The sequence below is a fragment of the Bacillus cereus group sp. BfR-BA-01350 genome (genome assembly GCF_022663775.1).
GTDB lineage: Bacteria > Bacillota > Bacilli > Bacillales > Bacillaceae_G > Bacillus_A > Bacillus_A paranthracis.
In genome coordinates this window covers 226,233-244,001 of record NZ_JAKUGD010000002.1, presented here as the reverse complement: position 1 = coordinate 244,001, position 17,769 = coordinate 226,233, and the positions used below count along the sequence as shown (strand labels likewise).

Genomic DNA, 17,769 nt, shown 5'->3' with positions numbered 1-17,769 from the left:
GCAGCCCCCTTTTATTTATATTCCATCATCCAACAATCTTCTAATACCCCTTCATGCAGTTCATGTTCCTTTAAAAACTTCACCTTTTTAAATCCGCATTTTTCATAACACTTTATTGCACGTTCATTATTTACTTTCGGGTCCATTGCGATTGCTTCTGCTCCCGTGTTCTCCATAATATATGTAATTGCTGCCTGAACAAGTTTAGTTCCAATTCCCTTTTCCCAATAGGCGGGTTCTCCAATAAATTGATCCATCCCCCATACATTTTGCAATTCTTCATAGCCATATAATGTTTTCCACTCCGAATCAACTGGATACATTTGAATATAACCAATCGGCACATCATCAAACTCTATTAAGCACCTTTTTTCAGGACTATTTGGATTATGTATAAAATGATTCAGTACCATTTCTACTGATTGCGGATCATCTCGTCCTTCGTAATACTGCAGTACTTCTGGGTCTGTTAACCATTTTGAAATGATTGGTGCATCCTCTTCTACTACATACCTAACCGATACATTATCTTTTTGAAATAGCATATAGTACCTCTTTTTAATTCTTTATATTTTTTCTTGTAGTGAAATCTTTCATTGCACCTATTAGTGCGTATGGTAACAATGTAATGGCAAAAAATGCTGTAAACACATTAAAATGAGGAATTTTATATGGCGTGAACCATTCTGTAAAAAATTGAGAATTTAATACTCTATTAAAGAATTCTCCGCCAGGTCTAAAGTTTGGTGCCCATGCAGTTACTTCACAAATAATAAACAACAATTGTACAATTATAAATACCCCAAGATAGCGAAACCATGTTCGTTTCCAAATTGGCTGCGCCTTATTTAATTTCGCTTCCATTTCGCCCCCACCTTTTTTATTTACATCATATTAATTATACACTTTCTACGTTTCATTTGTTAAAATTTTCTATATAATCATTCACGTTGGGGGAATACATTATGTCTAATCCTATAAAATCAACATTAATCATCCTTAGAGGAAACTCCGCAAGTGGTAAAACAACAATCGCAAAGCAACTACAAGAACATTTCGGACAAGGCACACTTTTAGTATCGCAGGATGTTGTACGTAGAGATATGCTTAGAGTACACGACACGATCGGTAATTTATCACACGATTTACTATTTGAAATTACAAAGTACGGAAAAGGGAAATGTGAGTTTGTTATTTTAGAAGGTATTTTAAACAGTCGTAGATACGGTGATATGCTGAAAGAATTAATACATTTTTTTGAAGGAAACGCGTATACATATTACTTTGATTTATCGTTAAAAGAAACGATTCGACGACATAACACAAGGGAAAAGCGGCATGAATTTGGTGAGGATTCCCTACAAAAATGGTATAATCCGCACGATACAATCGAAGTTACTAGAGAAACTATTTTTACAGATAACTTCACACAAAAAGATATATTTGATGCAATTCTTAATGATGTGATGGTACGAAAATAAGACCGACAGAATATGTCAGTCTTATTTTCATTATGTTATATTCTAGATTTATTATAAAATCTTCACTTTAACTGTTTGTCTTCCCCAATTCATCGCTTTACTTTTTGAACCCATTAATACATCAATGCGATTACCTTTAATTGCACTTCCGGTATCTCCAGCGATTGCTTCTCCATAACCTTCTACCCATACTTTAGATCCTAATGGGATTACTTTCGGATCTACTGCAATAATTCTCATATTCGGATTAGCCGTTAAATCATGCCCCATCGCAGTTAAAACGCGTCCACCATATGTACCATTCTCACTCGGATCAGCAGTATATGCTGTCGCCACCACCGTTAATTCACGTTTAGCAGACTGCACGTTATTTTTAGACTCTTCTTTTGCCTTTAGTGCTTCTCGTGCTTTTTCCTCTTCCTTGGCTTTGGCTATTTCTCGTGCTTTCGCTTCTTCCTTAGCCTTTGCTATTTCTCGTGCTTTCGCTTCTTCCTTAGCCTTTGCTATTTCTCGTGCTTTCGCTTCTTCCTTAGCCTTTGCTATTTCTCGTGCTTTCGCTTCTTCCTTAGCTTTGGCTATTTCTTGCGCTTTTGCTTCTTCTTTAGCTTTGGCTATTTCTCGTGCTTTTGCTTCTTCTTTAGCCTTTTCTATTTCTCGTGCTTTCGCCTCTTCCTTAGCTTTGGCTATCTCTTGTGCTTTTACTTCTTCCTTAGCCTTTGCTATTTCCTGTACTTTCGCTTCTTCCTTAGCTTTTGCTACTTCTTGCACTTTCACTTCTTCCTTAGCTTTTGCTACTTCTTGCACTTTCACTTCTTCTTTAGGTTTCGCTACTTCTTGCACTTTCACTTCTTCCTTAGGTTTCGCTACTTCTTGCACTTTCACTTCTTCCTTAGGTTTCGCTACTTCTTGCACTTTCACTTCTTCCTTAGGTTTTATTGTTTCTTTTGCCTTTGTTATCTTCTGTGTTTTAGCTTCTTCCTTAGCTTTAACCGATTTTTGTACTTTCGCTACTTGCTTCGTTTTCTCGTCAGCCTTTTTTTCAATGGGTGCTTTACTTGATAAGAAAGAAACATTTACATAAGCTGTTTTTCCCTTATACTCAAATTGTAGCCATCCGTCTTTTACTTGGTTCGTTGATTCAATTACATCATCTTTTTTCAGTCTGCCAAGAATTTTTGATTCTGTGTTTGATTCAGAACGTACATTTAACAAATCTGCTGTTACATGGTAAATATCTTTAGTAAACTCTGAGCTTACAAATACTTCTTTACCATTTAACTCAATTTTTGACCAGCCATCTTCGGTATTGATGACTTTTAACTCTTCCCCGTTTTTTACTTTTTCGACCACTTTTGATTCTGTAGTCGGTTTTTCACGTACGTTGAGTACATCTGCTGTTACGATCGTTTCTGCAGTAGCAGTTGTAGTAAATGCTCCCAATCCGAAAACTGTTGCTGTTGCTGCGCCAATTACTTTTTTCATATTAACCTCCATTATATTTTTTGAATTCTATCAAATACTCCCATCAAATCAAGAGATTTAATGAAAGCATTCGCAACAGTATATTGATACCATTTAATATACTGCTATTAAAACCCTTTATTCCTATACTATCAAATTCTCATTTCTAATTCTATATATTATAACTTCCCATATCCCCTTCTTCACACTTAATAGTTTTTTTACAATTACTAAAACATATAGAAAACGAATCTATTCTTAATATAGCCAAAAATAGACTTATGACATGTTACGACTTTAGTAAATTCATGTAATCTTACATTAGATGGAGCGTGTTTTACTGAAAACAACGGTTATGGTACTGTAAGTAATAGTGTTACAGACAATCTTTTCTGAAGAACAATTAAAAATTTAGTTTGGAGGAATACTATGCAAAAACTATATTTTAATAAATTTGAAGCAATAGATTTCAATTTATATTTTCAACTTGTTTCAAATGAAAAAGTGATGGCACAAATTACTGAACGGGCTATTCCGTTAGAAGAAGCACAAACTAACTTTAAAAATTTGATAAATCGTAATGAAAAGCATCAACTATTCGGTTCTTATAAAGTGTTTAACTCTATTACAAATGAGTATATTGGCCTTGGACATGTAACAGTGAATGACGCTAATGTACAAGAAGCTGAAATTGGATATATGATTTTACCAGAGCACTGGGGAAAAAGATATGGTAGTAGGATTGCAAAGGAATTAATAAATATAGCGAAGCAAACAGATAGAAACGTACTAAAAGCAATTATTGATCCGAACAACATCCCCTCGCGCAAAATTTTACTACATGTCGGTTTTACATCTGAGAAAGTTTGTGAGATTGATGGATTACCTGGGGAGATTTTGATTAAATATTTTTAACTAAATAGAAAAAGGCAATACTACTAGTAGTATTGCCTTTTTCTATTTACCATTATTCATAATTTTAAAGCGCTAACTGCGTTATTTATAGCATACACTCAACCTACTTACTATACAATTGAAAACATCATATACACTCCCACAACGAAGAATACAGCAAGTGTCTTAATTATCGTAATACCAAAGATCTCTTTATAAGCTTCCCGATGCGTTAATCCTGTAACCGCAAGTAAAGTTATAACTGCTCCGTTATGAGGTAAAGTATCCATACCTCCCGCCGCCATTGCAATTACACGATGCAGTACATCTAACGGAATATCAAAGTTTGCTGCCGCTTCAATATATTTTTCAGCCATTAACCCTAATGTAATACTCATTCCACCCGAGCCTGATCCCGTCAGTCCGCATAAGATATTCGTCATAACTGCTCCGCTAATTAAAGGATTTGAGAAAGTCCCCGTCAAATAATTTTGAATCATAACAAATCCAGGTAAAGCTGCTATAACAGCACCAAATCCATACTCAGCTGCAGTATTCATGGCAGCTAAGATTGAACCACTTACGCCCACGCTTGTAATAGATTGAAAATGTTCTTTTACCGCTTGAAAATTTAATATTATAGCAGACAGTATTCCCATAAGAAGTGCCATTTCCACTGACCAAATACCTATAACTTGTCCCATATCAATCGTTCCATATTCCTTTAAACCTATGGATGCAAAATCAAATCCCTTTGTATACCAAACAGGAATGAATACTGTAAAGATTTTATTCATCACTCCAACCAATACAAGCGGAAGAAAAGCTACCCAGTAACTCGCTGGAATTACATCGCTGGAAGCAATTGGCGCTTGCACTGATTGTACACTAGTTGTAGCAGCAAGTTCAGAAGTGGCATCGCCTTTTCCAAAGTACCCTTCTCCCTTAGCAGCAGCCTTCTTCCTACACCATTCCAAATACAGCATGCCACATATAAAGATAAACAACGCTCCGACAATTCCTAATGTAGGAGCTGCATAAATGTCTGTCTTAAAAAAAGTAGTTGGAATAACATTTTGGATTTGAGGCGATCCAGGAAGCGAATCCATCGAAAACGTGAATGCACTGAATGCGATGGTCGCGGGAATAAGTCGTTTCGGAATATCTGCCTCGCGAAATAATTGCGCTGCAAATGGATAAATCGCAAATACCGCCACAAATAAACTGACACCACTGTATGTAAGAATCGCTCCCATTAATACGATAGAAAGAATCGCTCTTTTCACACCGATAAAACGGATAATAATTTTAGCGATTTTTTCTGCTATTCCAGTGATTTCTACCACTTTACCGAATATCGCTCCAAGCAAAAATACAGGAAAATATAATTTTATGAATCCGACCATCTTCGCCATAAAAAAATTAGAAAAGAACGGTAATACATACGCTGGTTCTGTTAAAAGCACAGCGAGCAACGCACATAACGGAGCGAATAGAATGACTGAAAATCCTCGGTAAGCTACAAATATAAGCAAGCCAAGCGATAACAATACAATTAATAAATCCATAACCCCAATCCCCCTCAATAATATGGATTTTTTTACTTTGTATATATCGTTGTAATGCCTGCTTCTGGCAGGCATTACTTTTTGCATATTATAAGTTATAGCCTTTTATTTATGATGAAAGAATGGTGCTCTCTTTTCTATAAAGGCCTCCACTCCCTCTCTTACATCACTCGTTTGAAATACATGTCCGAAATTCTCAGCTTCTATTTTTAATCCTTCTTCAAGAGAAGAAGATAACCCTTTATCGATAGATTGTTTCATCAAAGATAAAGCAGGAAGAGAAAATCGAGCCATTTTCGCAGCTAATTCCTTCGCCTTATTCAGTGATTCACCACGCGGAACAATATGATTCACTAAACCAACTCGCCAAGCTGCTTCGGCAGTGAGTGGTTCACCAGTAAACATCATTTCCTTCGCACTTGCAGTTCCTATTATTCTCGGCAAACGTTGCGTTCCTCCTGCACCTGGAAATAAACCTAATTTCACTTCCGGAAGCCCGATTTGGGCGTGTTCTTCAATAATTCGTATGTCACACGATAAAGCTAATTCACACCCACCTCCTAGCGCTAATCCGTTAATGGCAGCGATTACTGGCTTTGGCAATCTTTCTATTTTATTTAATGGATTCTGAAGCCACAATGATTTTTCCTCTGCATATTCACTCCCTTTCCCAATCCATTCCGGAAATGACTTAATGTCCCCTCCTGCAACAAATGTCTTTTCTCCAGCACCCGTTAGAAGTACAACAATTACTTCATCATCCCGTTCGATTGTATCGACCGCTACCGTCAGTTGCTCCACCACGGCAGTACCCAATACATTCACAGGAGGATTATCAATGATAATCGTCGCAATTCCATTTTCTTTGGACCATGTAACAACTCTATTACTTTCCAATCCAATCCCCTCTTTCCAAAATGTAATAAGGTAAAATCAATACATTAACTCATTCTTTTAATTACATAACCGACCTTTTCGCGATCCCAAGCGCTGCCGATTCCTTCCTCCTTCAGCTTGAACTTTTGAATCCGTTCCGTCGCGGTTTTTGGGAAAGCTTCACAGAATTGAACATATCGCGGTACCATAAAGTAAGCCATACGATCTTGACACCAATCTATAATCTCTTCATAGGACAGTGTTTCCCCTTTTTTGACAATCACATATAATTTGACATCTTCTTCTCCCACTTCTGACGGGACACCAATAGCCGCTGATTCAAGTACTTTCGGGTGATTATTTACAACTTTTTCGATTTCCCAAGAAGAGATATTTTCTCCACGTCTTCGTATACACTGTTTAATCCGATCGCAAAAATATAAGTAACCTTCCTCATCTAGATAACCGCGATCTCCTGTATGAAACCACCCCTCCTTCACCGCCTCCTCTGTTTTATCAAACATTTTATAATAACCTTCCATGAATGCTTGTCCCTGTAATGAACGAATAAAAATTTCTCCAATTTCACCCGTCCGCGCTTCCTTTCCATCCTCATTGACAATCTTCGTCTCTACGTAAGAATATGGTTTTCCTATAGAAGGTGGCTTATTGGCATACAATGGATTCGTTACACAAAACCCCGTTGTTTCCGTTAATCCGTAGCCTTCCACAATCCGAACGCCAAATCTCTCCTCAAACGGCTTCCAAAATTCCTTAGGAGTAGCAGCACAAGCCGTCACCCTTACTAAATTAGCATTATCATCTTCCTTTTCTGGCTGCTTGCAAAGAATAGGAATCATAGATCCCAAAGAATTAAAAATAGTTGCGCCATGACTGCGAATTTCATCCCAAAATCTAGAAGCACTAAATCGCTTACCAAGAGCAATCGTCGCATTGGAAGAAATAGCCCCGAGTACTGTATGCGCCTGGGCGTTTATATGAAATAAAGGGAGTGCTGTAAATAAGACATCTTTAGAACTTGCACCAACCATAAAGTTGGCAAACGACTGTGCAGAATTTACATAGGCTGAATGACTTAACATGACCCCTTTAGGTAAACCAGTCGTTCCAGAGGTATAAAGTATACTATTGATAGAACTGGAGGAAACAAATTCAGTTGGAAGATGTTGATTGTTTGTATGTAGTACATCTTTCAATTCGATTACTAACTGCTCTTTACCATGCTTTGAAATGATTGCGCTTTCATTTTTTCCATAAGCAACAATTTGAATGTCTCTTTGTATAACTGACAAACAAGAGGTTATTTGAGGAAAAAATTCCTTATCAACGATTATTAACTTGCAATCAGAGTGAGATACAATATACTGTAAACCGTCTCCTTTTAAATGCACATTTAGAGGTACCGTAATGGCTCCCATAAAAGATAAAGCAAACCATACATCCAGATATTCAGGAGTGTTATGAAGCATAATACAAACCTTGTCTCCTTTTTGAATACCAAGCTCATACAATCCCGCAATGGCTCTTGTAATTCGATGATGTAAATCCTCATATGTAACCCTTTGCTCTTCAAATTGCAAATACACTTTACTTGGTGTTTTTTCAATACTTTGCATAATAAAATGAGGTAAGCTATGATTTTCCAGCATTGCATTCCATCCCCTTCCTGCTATAATCTTTTTTATTTATATAGCAAGAAACATGCCAAAAATCGACTCATTCTCTATTCCCTTATTCCTTCGTAATCTCCCTAACATGTCCACCTTTACATGTCGCATTTATGCAACAAATATTAGCAACCATGTCGCATCTATAAGAAAACGTCGCAAAAAAGAGACAGTATTTATTACTACAAACAAAAAAAGGGCCTGTTTGCCCTTTACTTTCCTTCATGATATTTCATATTTTTCTATTTTTCGATATAAGCTAGCCCGATGAATGCCTAAAAGCCTGGCTGCCTCTTTTATATTTCCAGCTGTTTTTTCCAAAGCTCTCGTAATCGCACGTTTTTCAGCGGATTCCACTTCCGCCTGAAGTGAATACTCCCCCTCATTCTGTTTTTGATTTATCGTAAATATGTCATGGTATAACTCTTCTTCCTTATCTTTTTTCCGTAAATAGGCCGGAAGATGATGCACTTGAATAATCATTCCTTCTATAACATTCATCGCTCGTTCTAATACATTTTCTAGCTCCCTAATATTCCCTGGCCAATCATGCTCCATGAATATCTCTCTAACTCTCTCATCAAATGAAATAACGTTACTACCTAGCTCACCATTCAATTTCTTAATTAAAAATTCCGTTATATGTATCATATCTTCTTTTCTCTCTCGTAACGGAGGAATAGCAATCTCAAACACATTCAACCTATAATATAAATCCTCTCTGAACTCCCCTCTTTGCACCATTTCACGGAGATTTCGATGTGTGGCCGCAATGAAACGAACATCAACCTTTTGAATTTTCGTACCGCCAATTCTTTCAATCTCTTTCTCTTGCAATACACGAAGTAGCTTCACTTGCATGTCCAAAGACATATCACCAATTTCATCTAAAAATAACGTTCCCTTTTCGGCTAACTCAATCTTCCCAGGCTTACCACCTTTTTTCGCTCCTGTAAAAGCCCCTTCTTCGTATCCAAATAATTCAGCTTCCAAAAGATCTCTTGGAATCGCAGCACAATTCAAACGAATAAATGTACCACTAGCACGCGGACTTGCACGGTGTACCGCATGTGCAAAGAGTTCCTTTCCCGTACCACTTTCTCCTCTTATCAAAACAGTAGACCGACTTTTAGAAACTTTTAAAGCCATCATTTTGACTTCTTTCATTTTTGCACTCTCACCTATAATACTTTGAAAAGAAAGCCGCCCTTCTTGTAGCCGCTGTAATTCAGTTTGATAGTAAGATAACTTTGATTCCATTTCACTAATTTGATCTCCTAAAGCTTTAAACTGCTGTATATCATGAAACATAATTTTACCAATTGCTCCAATAATCTTACCGTCTTTAACGATCGGTATGCGCGTTGCGATTATATTCCGATTACTTATACGCTGAATATGCCCAATTTCCGTCTGTCCCGTCTTTACAATTATATGCATCCTCGTATTCTCAACAACCTCCGTACAATGTTTACCCACCGCTTCATTCGGATCATCTATCCCTAAAAATTTTGCATAAGAGCCACTTAAAAAATTAACAATTCCTTGTTCATTTACACCTAGAATACACTCCGACAGTAAATTCAACGCGCTTTCATATCGACTAATGATACATTCCAAAGACTGTATACTTTTACCCTTTCTCTCCAGAATAGCAATTGATCCGTCTTCTGTCCCATCCTTATAAACACGGCATTCATTCACAATTACAACTTGATTGCCACTCTTACATTCATACCTATACAAACTATCATTTTGATTCACTACTAGTTTTTTACGATCAGGAATAATCGTTGATATATGCTCACCTATTATTTCGGTTTCTTTTTTATGTAACATGCTACAGAATAGTTTGTTACTGTATGTGATGATTCCATCATGACTTATAACAGCAATTCCGTTATTCATTACCTGAAGAGCCTGATTAGTTACCCGCAAATTCATTCGTTCGCTCATATGCATTTGAAAGCCTCCCTATCCAATTGCGCTCTTTTTCGCATGTATTATATATTCATTTTAAATATTTACTTTCCTTTGGTTTTTCCGTTTGAAATTATAATTTCTTAAATTAGTAATATAGCTGATTAACCGGCGGCTTCTTGTTTGATACTAAGTAGCGTTTAATAATCCCCTTTCTTTAACTTCTTTTTGCAAGGAGATTATCTTATGTGCTACTTTCAACATACAACAGGGAAATGTTAAACACTTATTACGTTGGATACATTATAAGTTTAATAAAAATAAAAACAGTTGAAGGATCGTCTTCCATCAACTGTTTTTATTACGAATATTGGTGATAAAACCATAATTATCAGGTTTACTTTAGCATAAAGATCGATCCCAAAGCTTCCAACTAAACCATCTCCCATGCCCTTCTGTTTCTCCAACCGTTTCACGATATTCGTTTCCGTTAATATAATAATCAATATGAAGGTCCCGGTCCCACATGTTGTTATAAAGATGGAATACATCACGCTTTGCACCGATTTCTTGGATTTGTTTTTCCAGCTTACGTTTTACTTGTTCTGGTATTTGATTGGCGACGTGTGTATGGAAAATGCAGATAACAGCATCTTCACTTATTTGTTCAATAATAGATGGTAATAGCTCTACACCGTCTCCTTCTATTAATTGAACAGATTTATTTTTTACTAAAGATGCAGCTTGGTCAAACAGTTCAAGCCTTTCTTTATGTTCTGGCCAAATGAGTGCACGTAGCCATAAATAATCTTCATCACTATGTAGATCGTTTACATGTAAATCTAGTCCGATTCTTTCTACGACAGGTGGACTTTCTTTTAAAAGTTGAGGCACATTTTCCCCTCTTATTTCAGAAGTTACATGTACATTCGAATTTATATTTCCGTAACTTTCACCTGTACCGTACGAATAGCTATATTGGTCCCAAAATAGTTGTAATCCAGAACTTGTCCCAATTTCTATTAAAGCTAACGGTTTATTCATTTTGTTAAATATGTAATTGAAACTTGGATATAAGTACGCACATCGTCTTACTTCATTCGTTTGAACAAGTTTCGTTTGTAATAAAGTAATGATTTCCTCTCTGTACATTTTACAGAAATCTTTAAAATGATGAAAAGCTTGATCTAAATCCGTATTAGCACTTTCAACTAAGCTACTATAATACGTTTTCAGATGATGTTCTTTCCCTGCTAGTAATAAATAATGTACGGCACCTAATAATAAGTTTGGGACTGGTTGACCTGCTTGAGCGTAGGAAGATAGTGTAAGTACTTCCTCATCTTCAGCAATTTGTATTGCTAAGTATTCATATAAGTCACTTGACCCTTTACATTCCTTTATTGAAAAATTTCGAAATAAGTTTGCGATTTGTTCTTGTGTACGCATGTGTATCCCTCCTTTTAACTTTCAGAATAATCATACAATAAACAGGGCAAAAAATCCCATAAAAAGGTATCCTTTCTACTCACTTTTGGATACGTAAGCTTTTTCGAGATAATTTCAAACTGTAATTTTTTTCTATTCATTAACTGAAAAGTGCTTGTTAAATAAGAATTTTGGCAAATAAAGCGTTAAATATTTTAAAATTATCAGATAACACTAGATATTTTAGTCTATTAATTATTATAATAGAGTATGAGATGGTTATATAATTGAGACAAAAAAGGTAAATACCTAGGTGGGGCCTAGGCGGTGTTTCTCTTTTACGGCTTAGACATAGAAAACACCTACTCTTTTTTGCCAATATAGGGGATGGAGAGATTATCATGAGCAACATGCAGCAAAAAACAGACGTTATCTTAATTGGTGCAGGAATTATGAGTGCAACGTTAGGCTCATTACTAAAAGAATTAGCACCTGAATGGGAAATTAAAGTTTTTGAAAAACTTGCAAGTGCCGGGGAAGAAAGCTCTAACGAATGGAATAATGCAGGTACAGGGCATTCTGCACTATGCGAACTGAACTATACTTCCGAAAAATCTGACGGATCTATAGATATTAGTAAGGCTGTAAAAGTGAATGAGCAATTCCAGCTTTCAAGACAATTTTGGGCATATCTTGTAAAAAGCAAATTAATTCGTAATCCACAAGATTTCATTATGCCTCTACCTCATATGAGTTTAGTACAAGGTGAAAAAAATGTTCAGTTTCTAAAAAAACGTTTTGAAGCGCTTTCAAAAAATCCACTGTTTCAAGGAATGGAATTTTCCGATGCTCCTGAAACATTAAAAAAATGGCTTCCACTCATTATGGAAGGTCGTACATCTAATGAACCGATGGCTGCAACGAAGATTGACTCTGGAACTGATGTTAACTTCGGTGCATTAACACGTATGCTGTTTGATTACTTAAAAACGAAAGATGTCGAGCTAAACTACAAACATAGTGTCGAAAATATTAAACGCACGAAGAATGGTTTGTGGGAAGTAAAAGTACACGATATGAATAGTGGTAAAATCGAGCATCATACTGCAAAATTCGTCTTTATCGGCGGCGGCGGCGGTAGTCTACCTCTACTACAAAAGACTGGTATTCCTGAATCAAAACATATCGGTGGATTCCCAGTAAGTGGACTATTTATGGTATGTAAAAACCAAAAAGTTGTAGAGCAACATCATGCGAAAGTATACGGTAAAGCTAAAGTTGGCGCTCCGCCAATGTCTGTACCTCATCTTGATACGAGATATATAGACAATAAAAAAGCTTTACTATTTGGACCGTTCGCAGGGTTCTCTCCTAAGTTCTTAAAAACTGGTTCAAACCTTGACTTAATTGGTTCTGTAAAACCGAATAACGTCTTAACGATGTTAGCTGCTGGTGTAAAAGAAATGGGACTAACAAAATACTTAATTCAGCAAGTTATGTTATCACACGAAAAACGTATGGAAGAATTACGCGAATTCATTCCGAACGCAAAAAGTGAAGATTGGGATATTGTAGTTGCTGGTCAGCGTGTACAAGTAATTAAAGATACTGATGCTGGCGGTAAAGGAACACTTCAATTCGGTACAGAAGTTGTTAGTGCGGCTGATGGATCAATCGCAGCATTACTAGGTGCTTCACCGGGTGCTTCTACTGCCGTTCATGTTATGCTTGAAGTATTAGAAAAATGTTTCCCAAGCCGAATGGTAGAATGGGAAGGAAAAATAAAAGAAATGATTCCTTCTTACGGCATTTCATTAACAGAAAATCCAAGATTATTCCAAGACCTCCATACTTCTACAGGTCGTACCCTTGGATTAAATGAAAAAGAAACAGTTCATAATTAATGAAGAAATAAAAACGTCCGATACATTCGGACGTTTTTTCGTTACTAGAAATTATATTTATCAATATTATCCTTCGTAAATACAACTCGTTCTGGTAACACGATAATTCCGTTTCCTTCTGCCTCATAATCATATCCTTGAATGGAGTTTGGCTCTACTTTCACTTTTCCAATTCCTTTTACTTCGAAGCTATCCCCTACTTTTAACTTCTTCCCTTTTACAACAATTTCATTTGCAACATACGTTGCGAGTGCACCTTGTTGTTTTACATCCCATAAACCAAATTGTGCTACTGTTCCTCGTTTTACGTAATCACGCATAACGTTTGGTGTAGAGAAGCCAGTTACGACAACCTTTTTATCCATTTTTAAATTTTCAGCTGCTTGTGCCATTGCCGGAAGTGCCGTTGCATCTGGACAAATGACTGCATTAATATCAGGATACGTTTTTAAAATATTCTCTCCTACTGACAAAGACTTTTGCGCATTATTTTCACCGTACTGCGTCGTTACAATTTCCCAGTTCGGATATTTCTTTTTAATAATTTCTTTCGCTTTCGTTACCCATTGGTTTTGATCTGTTACTGTTGGGCTAGAATAAAAAAATGCTACTTTCCCTTTATCTCCAATTTGCTTGGAAGTCATGTCAATTAATAAGTTAGCAAGTTGGTCTGGTGTTCCTTGGCTGATATAAAAGGAACGGTCTTTCGGATTCACATCAGAATCCCACGTTAAGACAGTCATTCCTTTTTTCTTAGCACGTTGTAGTGATTGCGATAAACCATCAACTGATGTAGAGGAAACCATAAGTGCATCATAGTTTTGGTTAATAAAATTATTTATATACTTTACTTGCCCTGATACGCTCGCTTCAGACGGTCCATCATACTTCACTTGCACGCCTAACTTATCTCCCATCTCTTTTGCTCCTTCACCACCTGATGTAAAGAAACCAACTCCTGTTAATTTCGGAATAAATGCAAATTTCACATCATCAGCCTTTTTCTTATCTGCCGTTTGGCTAGAACACGCAATTAAACCGATTAAACAAATACATACAATGAATACAATCCCTAGTTTTCTCTTCATGACATTTCCCCCTTATGCAAATTCTTTCTTTTCCCCAGTGTGAATTGATGTAATTTGAAATGTCTCATAATAACTGAAAGAATAAGGATAATACCAATTACTACGTTGGATTGTTCATTTGTTAAACCCGTCATTTGCAAGCCATACTGCATGAGTCCAATGAAAATACTCGCCAGTACAGTACCGATAATGCTTCCTTTTCCCCCTGTAATAAGTGTCCCGCCTAATACGACTGCCGTAATGATTGGTAAAATTGTTTCACTTCCCATATCAGCACGTGCGGAACCGAAATAGGCAGTTAAGAAAGTCCCCCCTAATCCACCTCCTAACCCGGAAAGCATGTAAGCGATGATGACTACTTTCTTCGTCTTAATCCCGGTGTATTTTGCTGCATTTTCGTTCGCACCTGTTAATTTTACATGGCGTCCGTATATAGTTCGGTGAAATAATACAGCACATAAAACTGTTAATACGATCAGTAGCCATAATAAATTTGGTATTCCTATAAAACTACCGCTTGCCAGTTGTACAAATGCGTCAGGTAAACCACTGATCCCTTCATACCCAGAAGCACCTGCCCCTCCTGAAATGACGAGTGCAATTCCTCCGTATAAAAACATCGTGCCGAGTGTAACGACGAGTGGTTCTACATCTGTCATTTTTATAATAAGTCCGTTTAAAGCGCCTGCTAAACAACTAATTATTAGAGATATTATGACAGCAAACAAAATAGATATTCCGCTCATCCAAAGTACACCGATTAAGATTGAAGTGAGACCCATTATTGAGCCGACCGATACATCAATTCCTCCTGTTACTATAACGAAAGTCATTGGTATCGCCGCAATTGCAATAAATAGGAAATCATTTGTACTAAAAAGGAGATTACTAATATTTAAGAAATCACTATTGATTAAACTAAAGAGAATGAATTCTATAAGAAGCAATACAATTAGAACACCTTCCCATCTGTATACATACTTCATAGATTCATCCTCCTTTCTGCCTTCCACTTTTTCATAACACTATCCAGTATGATGATAAGTAATAATAAAAAACCTGAAATAGCATTATTCCAAAATGCTGGTATTTTTAGAAAGACGAGTGAACTGCTTATTGTTTCTAAAAAGAATGCTCCTAATGCAGCTCCAAATAAAGATCCTGTTCCTCCTTTCAAATGAATGCCCCCTAGTACAGCGGCTGCGATTACTTGTAATTCTAATCCTGTACCAGTTTGATTTGGAATGAACCCGATATTCATAACAAATATGCAACCAGCGAGCGCAGCACTTATGCCTGAAATCATAAACGCACATATCTTCACTTTATTAACAGGTATACCAATAAGTCTCGCGCCATCTTCATTATCACCTACCGCATAAAAGTATCTTCCAAATGGCACTTTCCTTAAAAAGAAGTATAGTAGTAGTAAAATAATAAGAACGAACCATACAGTTATAGGTAAACCAAGAATGACGATAGATGACAGCTGCTTAAAATCGTTTGGAATATCTTCAATCCACTTCCCGCCTGTGAAAATTAACATGGCACCTCTAATAATTCCTAACATGCCTAATGTCATAATAATGGCTGGTACTCGAAACTTCGCAACGCCCATTCCGTTTACGAAACCGATAATAGCGCCAAGTGTAATAGTAGCAAATATCGACAAGGATGCACTATATTCATTCGTTAGCAACATTCCGCAAACTGCTGCACTTAACCCCATGCTTGAACCAACTGATACATCTATATTTTTAGTAAATAAGACGAACGATTGGCCAATTGCTAACACGACTAAAATAACGCTTGATTTCACCATTAAAGATAACGAGTTAAATTGAATAAAACTAGGATTTATCATTCCTACAATAGCTATATAAATTAGTAGTAACGTTATGATAGACGTTTCGTGCATTTTTAGCATGCGCTTCATTCCGCTACACCTCCGTATGCAAGGCGTGTAACTTCATTCACACTCAGTTGTTCTTTTTCCATATGAGAAACAAATCGTCCATTTCTCATTACATATACACGGTTTACTAATTGAACAATTTCTTCAACATCTGAAGAGATTAATAAAATTGCGAGTCCTTCCCTTTTCATTTTTTCGATCGTCTCATACACTTCAAGCCTTGCTTTCGCATCAATTCCACGAGTCGGCTCATCAAGAATAATAACTTTAGGATTACATGCGAGATACTTTGCAAGCACGACCTTCTGCTGATTACCTCCTGATAAAGATGCCAGTTCTTCATTCATATTCTGTACAACAATTCGGAACTGTTCTATAAACGAATTAACTAAAGCGCTTTCTTTTTCTTGATTTATAAAAAAGCGATTTTTTTGCCGTAAACTTGCTGCTGCAATATTTTCTTTAACAGAAGCAAGTGAGAAAATTCCATTCCTCGCCCTATCCTCTGGCACATAAACTAGTCCTTCGTCTAGCCTTTTATGCAAAGAACATGTATCAATTGATTTTCCATCTAATAAAATAGACCCTGATTTTACAGTTTTCAATCCAAATATCGCTTCTGCTAATTCCGTTCTGCCCGATCCAACAATGCCTGCAATACCTACAATCTCACCCGCATGTACAGTGAATGATATATTTTCGAATGCGTGACCATTTATATCATTCACTTCTAATATTTTTTTCATCCTTGTGGTCTCTTGAACTACTTCTATTTTCTCTTTCTGTTTATACCCTTTTGGCAATAGTCCCTCCATCAGCATGTCATATGTATAGTCACATACATCTCCTTGACTTACAATCATTCCATCTCGTAATATTGCTACTTTGTTAGCAATTTCAAAGATTTCTGGAAAACGATGCGTAATATAAATCATCCCTATTCCTTTTTCTTGTAAACTTTTCATCAACACAAAAAGACTCTTAATTTCGTGAGTTGTTAATGTCGATGTTGGCTCATCTAGAATAAGAATCTCGGCTTCTCGTATTAATCCTCTAACAATTTCTACTAACTGTTGTTGCGCAATCGATAATGATCCTCCTAGTTCATTAAGGTCAATACTCCATCCTAAGCTGCTAATCAATTGCTGAATCTGTACTCTTAATTTCTTTTTCTTTTCTTTTAATCCGATACATATATTTTCTTCAATAGTCATATGCGGAAAAATGAGCGGTTCTTGCGGTATTAAATACATACCTTTTCGATGTGCTTCTGACGGATTTGAAAACTGTTGCTTCGTTCCTTTTACATATATTTCTCCATCATCATACGAATATAACCCCGTTAATATTTTCATTAATGTTGATTTCCCGGCACCATTCCCTCCAACTAAAGCGTATATATCTCCGCGCTCTACTTGAATGTTCACTTCTTTTAATACAAGTTGATTTAAAAACGCCTTACTCATTTTTTTTACTTGTAATAAAGGTGCGTTCTCCACATGATGTCACCTGCCTTTATACAGAACATTTTTTGAGAAAATGATTA

15 protein-coding genes are annotated in these 17,769 nt (G+C 36.5%); 3 read left to right on the top strand and 12 right to left on the bottom strand.

Annotated features, from left to right (window positions below; genetic code table 11):
- Positions 1-11: 11 nt before the first annotated feature.
- Both MR147_RS05325 and MR147_RS05320 read right to left on the bottom strand, forming a co-directional pair.
- The gene (locus tag MR147_RS05325; protein ID WP_074609162.1) at positions 12-545 is read right to left on the bottom strand and encodes a GNAT family N-acetyltransferase; all 534 of its coding nucleotides are present in this window, start codon (positions 543-545) and stop codon (positions 12-14) included.
- 13 nt (positions 546-558) lie between these two features.
- On the bottom strand, positions 559-864 hold the full coding sequence (locus tag MR147_RS05320; RefSeq protein WP_000387607.1) for a YfzA family protein: 306 nt from the start codon (positions 862-864) through the stop codon (positions 559-561).
- Between the two features lie 101 nt (positions 865-965).
- On the opposite strand from MR147_RS05320, the gene MR147_RS05315 reads away from it, so the two are divergent.
- Positions 966-1,481, top strand: coding sequence for a kinase (locus MR147_RS05315; protein ID WP_071735995.1), 516 nt, complete (start codon positions 966-968; stop codon positions 1,479-1,481).
- A gap of 51 nt (positions 1,482-1,532) precedes the next feature.
- On the opposite strand, the gene entB is transcribed toward MR147_RS05315, so the two are convergent.
- Entirely contained in the window at positions 1,533-2,963 is a 1,431-nt protein-coding gene (entB, locus tag MR147_RS05310) for a cell wall-binding protein EntB (protein WP_242303751.1), read from the bottom strand.
- A gap of 408 nt (positions 2,964-3,371) precedes the next feature.
- On the opposite strand from entB, the gene MR147_RS05305 reads away from it, so the two are divergent.
- A complete protein-coding gene (locus MR147_RS05305) occupies positions 3,372-3,857 on the top strand; it encodes a GNAT family N-acetyltransferase (protein WP_074608442.1) in 486 nt (161 codons plus the stop codon).
- 110 nt (positions 3,858-3,967) lie between these two features.
- Here MR147_RS05305 and MR147_RS05300 read toward each other — a convergent pair whose 3' ends face one another.
- The 5 genes from MR147_RS05300 to MR147_RS05280 form a co-directional block, all read right to left on the bottom strand.
- Complete coding sequence (locus MR147_RS05300; RefSeq protein ID WP_242303750.1) at positions 3,968-5,404, bottom strand: GntP family permease; 1,437 nt, start codon at positions 5,402-5,404, stop codon at positions 3,968-3,970.
- Positions 5,405-5,509: 105 nt separating this feature from the next.
- On the bottom strand, positions 5,510-6,301 hold the full coding sequence (locus MR147_RS05295) for an enoyl-CoA hydratase (RefSeq protein ID WP_074608446.1): 792 nt from the start codon (positions 6,299-6,301) through the stop codon (positions 5,510-5,512).
- 44 nt (positions 6,302-6,345) lie between these two features.
- On the bottom strand, positions 6,346-7,950 hold the full coding sequence (locus tag MR147_RS05290; RefSeq protein ID WP_242303749.1) for an ATP-dependent acyl-CoA ligase: 1,605 nt from the start codon (positions 7,948-7,950) through the stop codon (positions 6,346-6,348).
- Between the two features lie 240 nt (positions 7,951-8,190).
- Positions 8,191-9,930 (bottom strand): sigma 54-interacting transcriptional regulator, encoded by a 1,740-nt coding sequence (locus MR147_RS05285; RefSeq protein ID WP_074608449.1) that lies wholly within the window; start codon positions 9,928-9,930, stop codon positions 8,191-8,193.
- Positions 9,931-10,290: 360 nt separating this feature from the next.
- The gene (locus MR147_RS05280) at positions 10,291-11,337 is read right to left on the bottom strand and encodes a DUF2332 domain-containing protein (protein WP_242303748.1); all 1,047 of its coding nucleotides are present in this window, start codon (positions 11,335-11,337) and stop codon (positions 10,291-10,293) included.
- Positions 11,338-11,717: 380 nt separating this feature from the next.
- Between MR147_RS05280 and MR147_RS05275 the strand changes: the two genes are divergently transcribed.
- Positions 11,718-13,220, top strand: a complete 1,503-nt coding sequence (locus tag MR147_RS05275) for a malate:quinone oxidoreductase (protein WP_074608453.1) — start codon at positions 11,718-11,720, stop codon at positions 13,218-13,220.
- Between the two features lie 44 nt (positions 13,221-13,264).
- Here the strand turns inward: MR147_RS05275 and lsrB are convergent, their stop codons facing one another.
- Genes lsrB through MR147_RS05255 form a run of 4 tightly spaced genes read right to left on the bottom strand, consistent with a single transcriptional unit; the run spans position 13,265 to position 17,722 of the window.
- Positions 13,265-14,308, bottom strand: a complete 1,044-nt coding sequence (gene lsrB / locus MR147_RS05270) for an autoinducer 2 ABC transporter substrate-binding protein LsrB (RefSeq protein WP_074608454.1) — start codon at positions 14,306-14,308, stop codon at positions 13,265-13,267.
- Positions 14,305-15,294, bottom strand: a complete 990-nt coding sequence (locus tag MR147_RS05265) for an ABC transporter permease (RefSeq protein ID WP_139302810.1) — start codon at positions 15,292-15,294, stop codon at positions 14,305-14,307. Before MR147_RS05265 ends, lsrB begins: the two co-directional genes overlap by 4 nt.
- Positions 15,291-16,244, bottom strand: coding sequence for an ABC transporter permease subunit (locus MR147_RS05260; RefSeq protein WP_074608458.1), 954 nt, complete (start codon positions 16,242-16,244; stop codon positions 15,291-15,293). Before MR147_RS05260 ends, MR147_RS05265 begins: the two co-directional genes overlap by 4 nt.
- The gene (locus MR147_RS05255; protein WP_074608460.1) at positions 16,241-17,722 is read right to left on the bottom strand and encodes a sugar ABC transporter ATP-binding protein; all 1,482 of its coding nucleotides are present in this window, start codon (positions 17,720-17,722) and stop codon (positions 16,241-16,243) included. The genes MR147_RS05260 and MR147_RS05255 overlap by 4 nt, the downstream gene beginning before the upstream one ends.
- Between the last annotated feature and the right edge of the window lie 47 nt (positions 17,723-17,769).

Coding starts and splice junctions, on each gene's coding strand:
- MR147_RS05325 (WP_074609162.1), bottom strand. CDS start 545: ATGCTATTTCAAAAAGATAATGTATCGGTTAGGTATGTAGTAGAAGAG.
- MR147_RS05320 (WP_000387607.1), bottom strand. CDS start 864: ATGGAAGCGAAATTAAATAAGGCGCAGCCAATTTGGAAACGAACATGG.
- MR147_RS05315 (WP_071735995.1), top strand. CDS start 966: ATGTCTAATCCTATAAAATCAACATTAATCATCCTTAGAGGAAACTCC.
- entB (WP_242303751.1), bottom strand. CDS start 2,963: ATGAAAAAAGTAATTGGCGCAGCAACAGCAACAGTTTTCGGATTGGGA.
- MR147_RS05305 (WP_074608442.1), top strand. CDS start 3,372: ATGCAAAAACTATATTTTAATAAATTTGAAGCAATAGATTTCAATTTA.
- MR147_RS05300 (WP_242303750.1), bottom strand. CDS start 5,404: ATGGATTTATTAATTGTATTGTTATCGCTTGGCTTGCTTATATTTGTA.
- MR147_RS05290 (WP_242303749.1), bottom strand. CDS start 7,950: ATGCTGGAAAATCATAGCTTACCTCATTTTATTATGCAAAGTATTGAA.
- MR147_RS05285 (WP_074608449.1), bottom strand. CDS start 9,930: ATGCATATGAGCGAACGAATGAATTTGCGGGTAACTAATCAGGCTCTT.
- MR147_RS05280 (WP_242303748.1), bottom strand. CDS start 11,337: ATGCGTACACAAGAACAAATCGCAAACTTATTTCGAAATTTTTCAATA.
- MR147_RS05275 (WP_074608453.1), top strand. CDS start 11,718: ATGAGCAACATGCAGCAAAAAACAGACGTTATCTTAATTGGTGCAGGA.
- lsrB (WP_074608454.1), bottom strand. CDS start 14,308: ATGAAGAGAAAACTAGGGATTGTATTCATTGTATGTATTTGTTTAATC.
- MR147_RS05265 (WP_139302810.1), bottom strand. CDS start 15,294: ATGAAGTATGTATACAGATGGGAAGGTGTTCTAATTGTATTGCTTCTT.
- MR147_RS05260 (WP_074608458.1), bottom strand. CDS start 16,244: ATGAAGCGCATGCTAAAAATGCACGAAACGTCTATCATAACGTTACTA.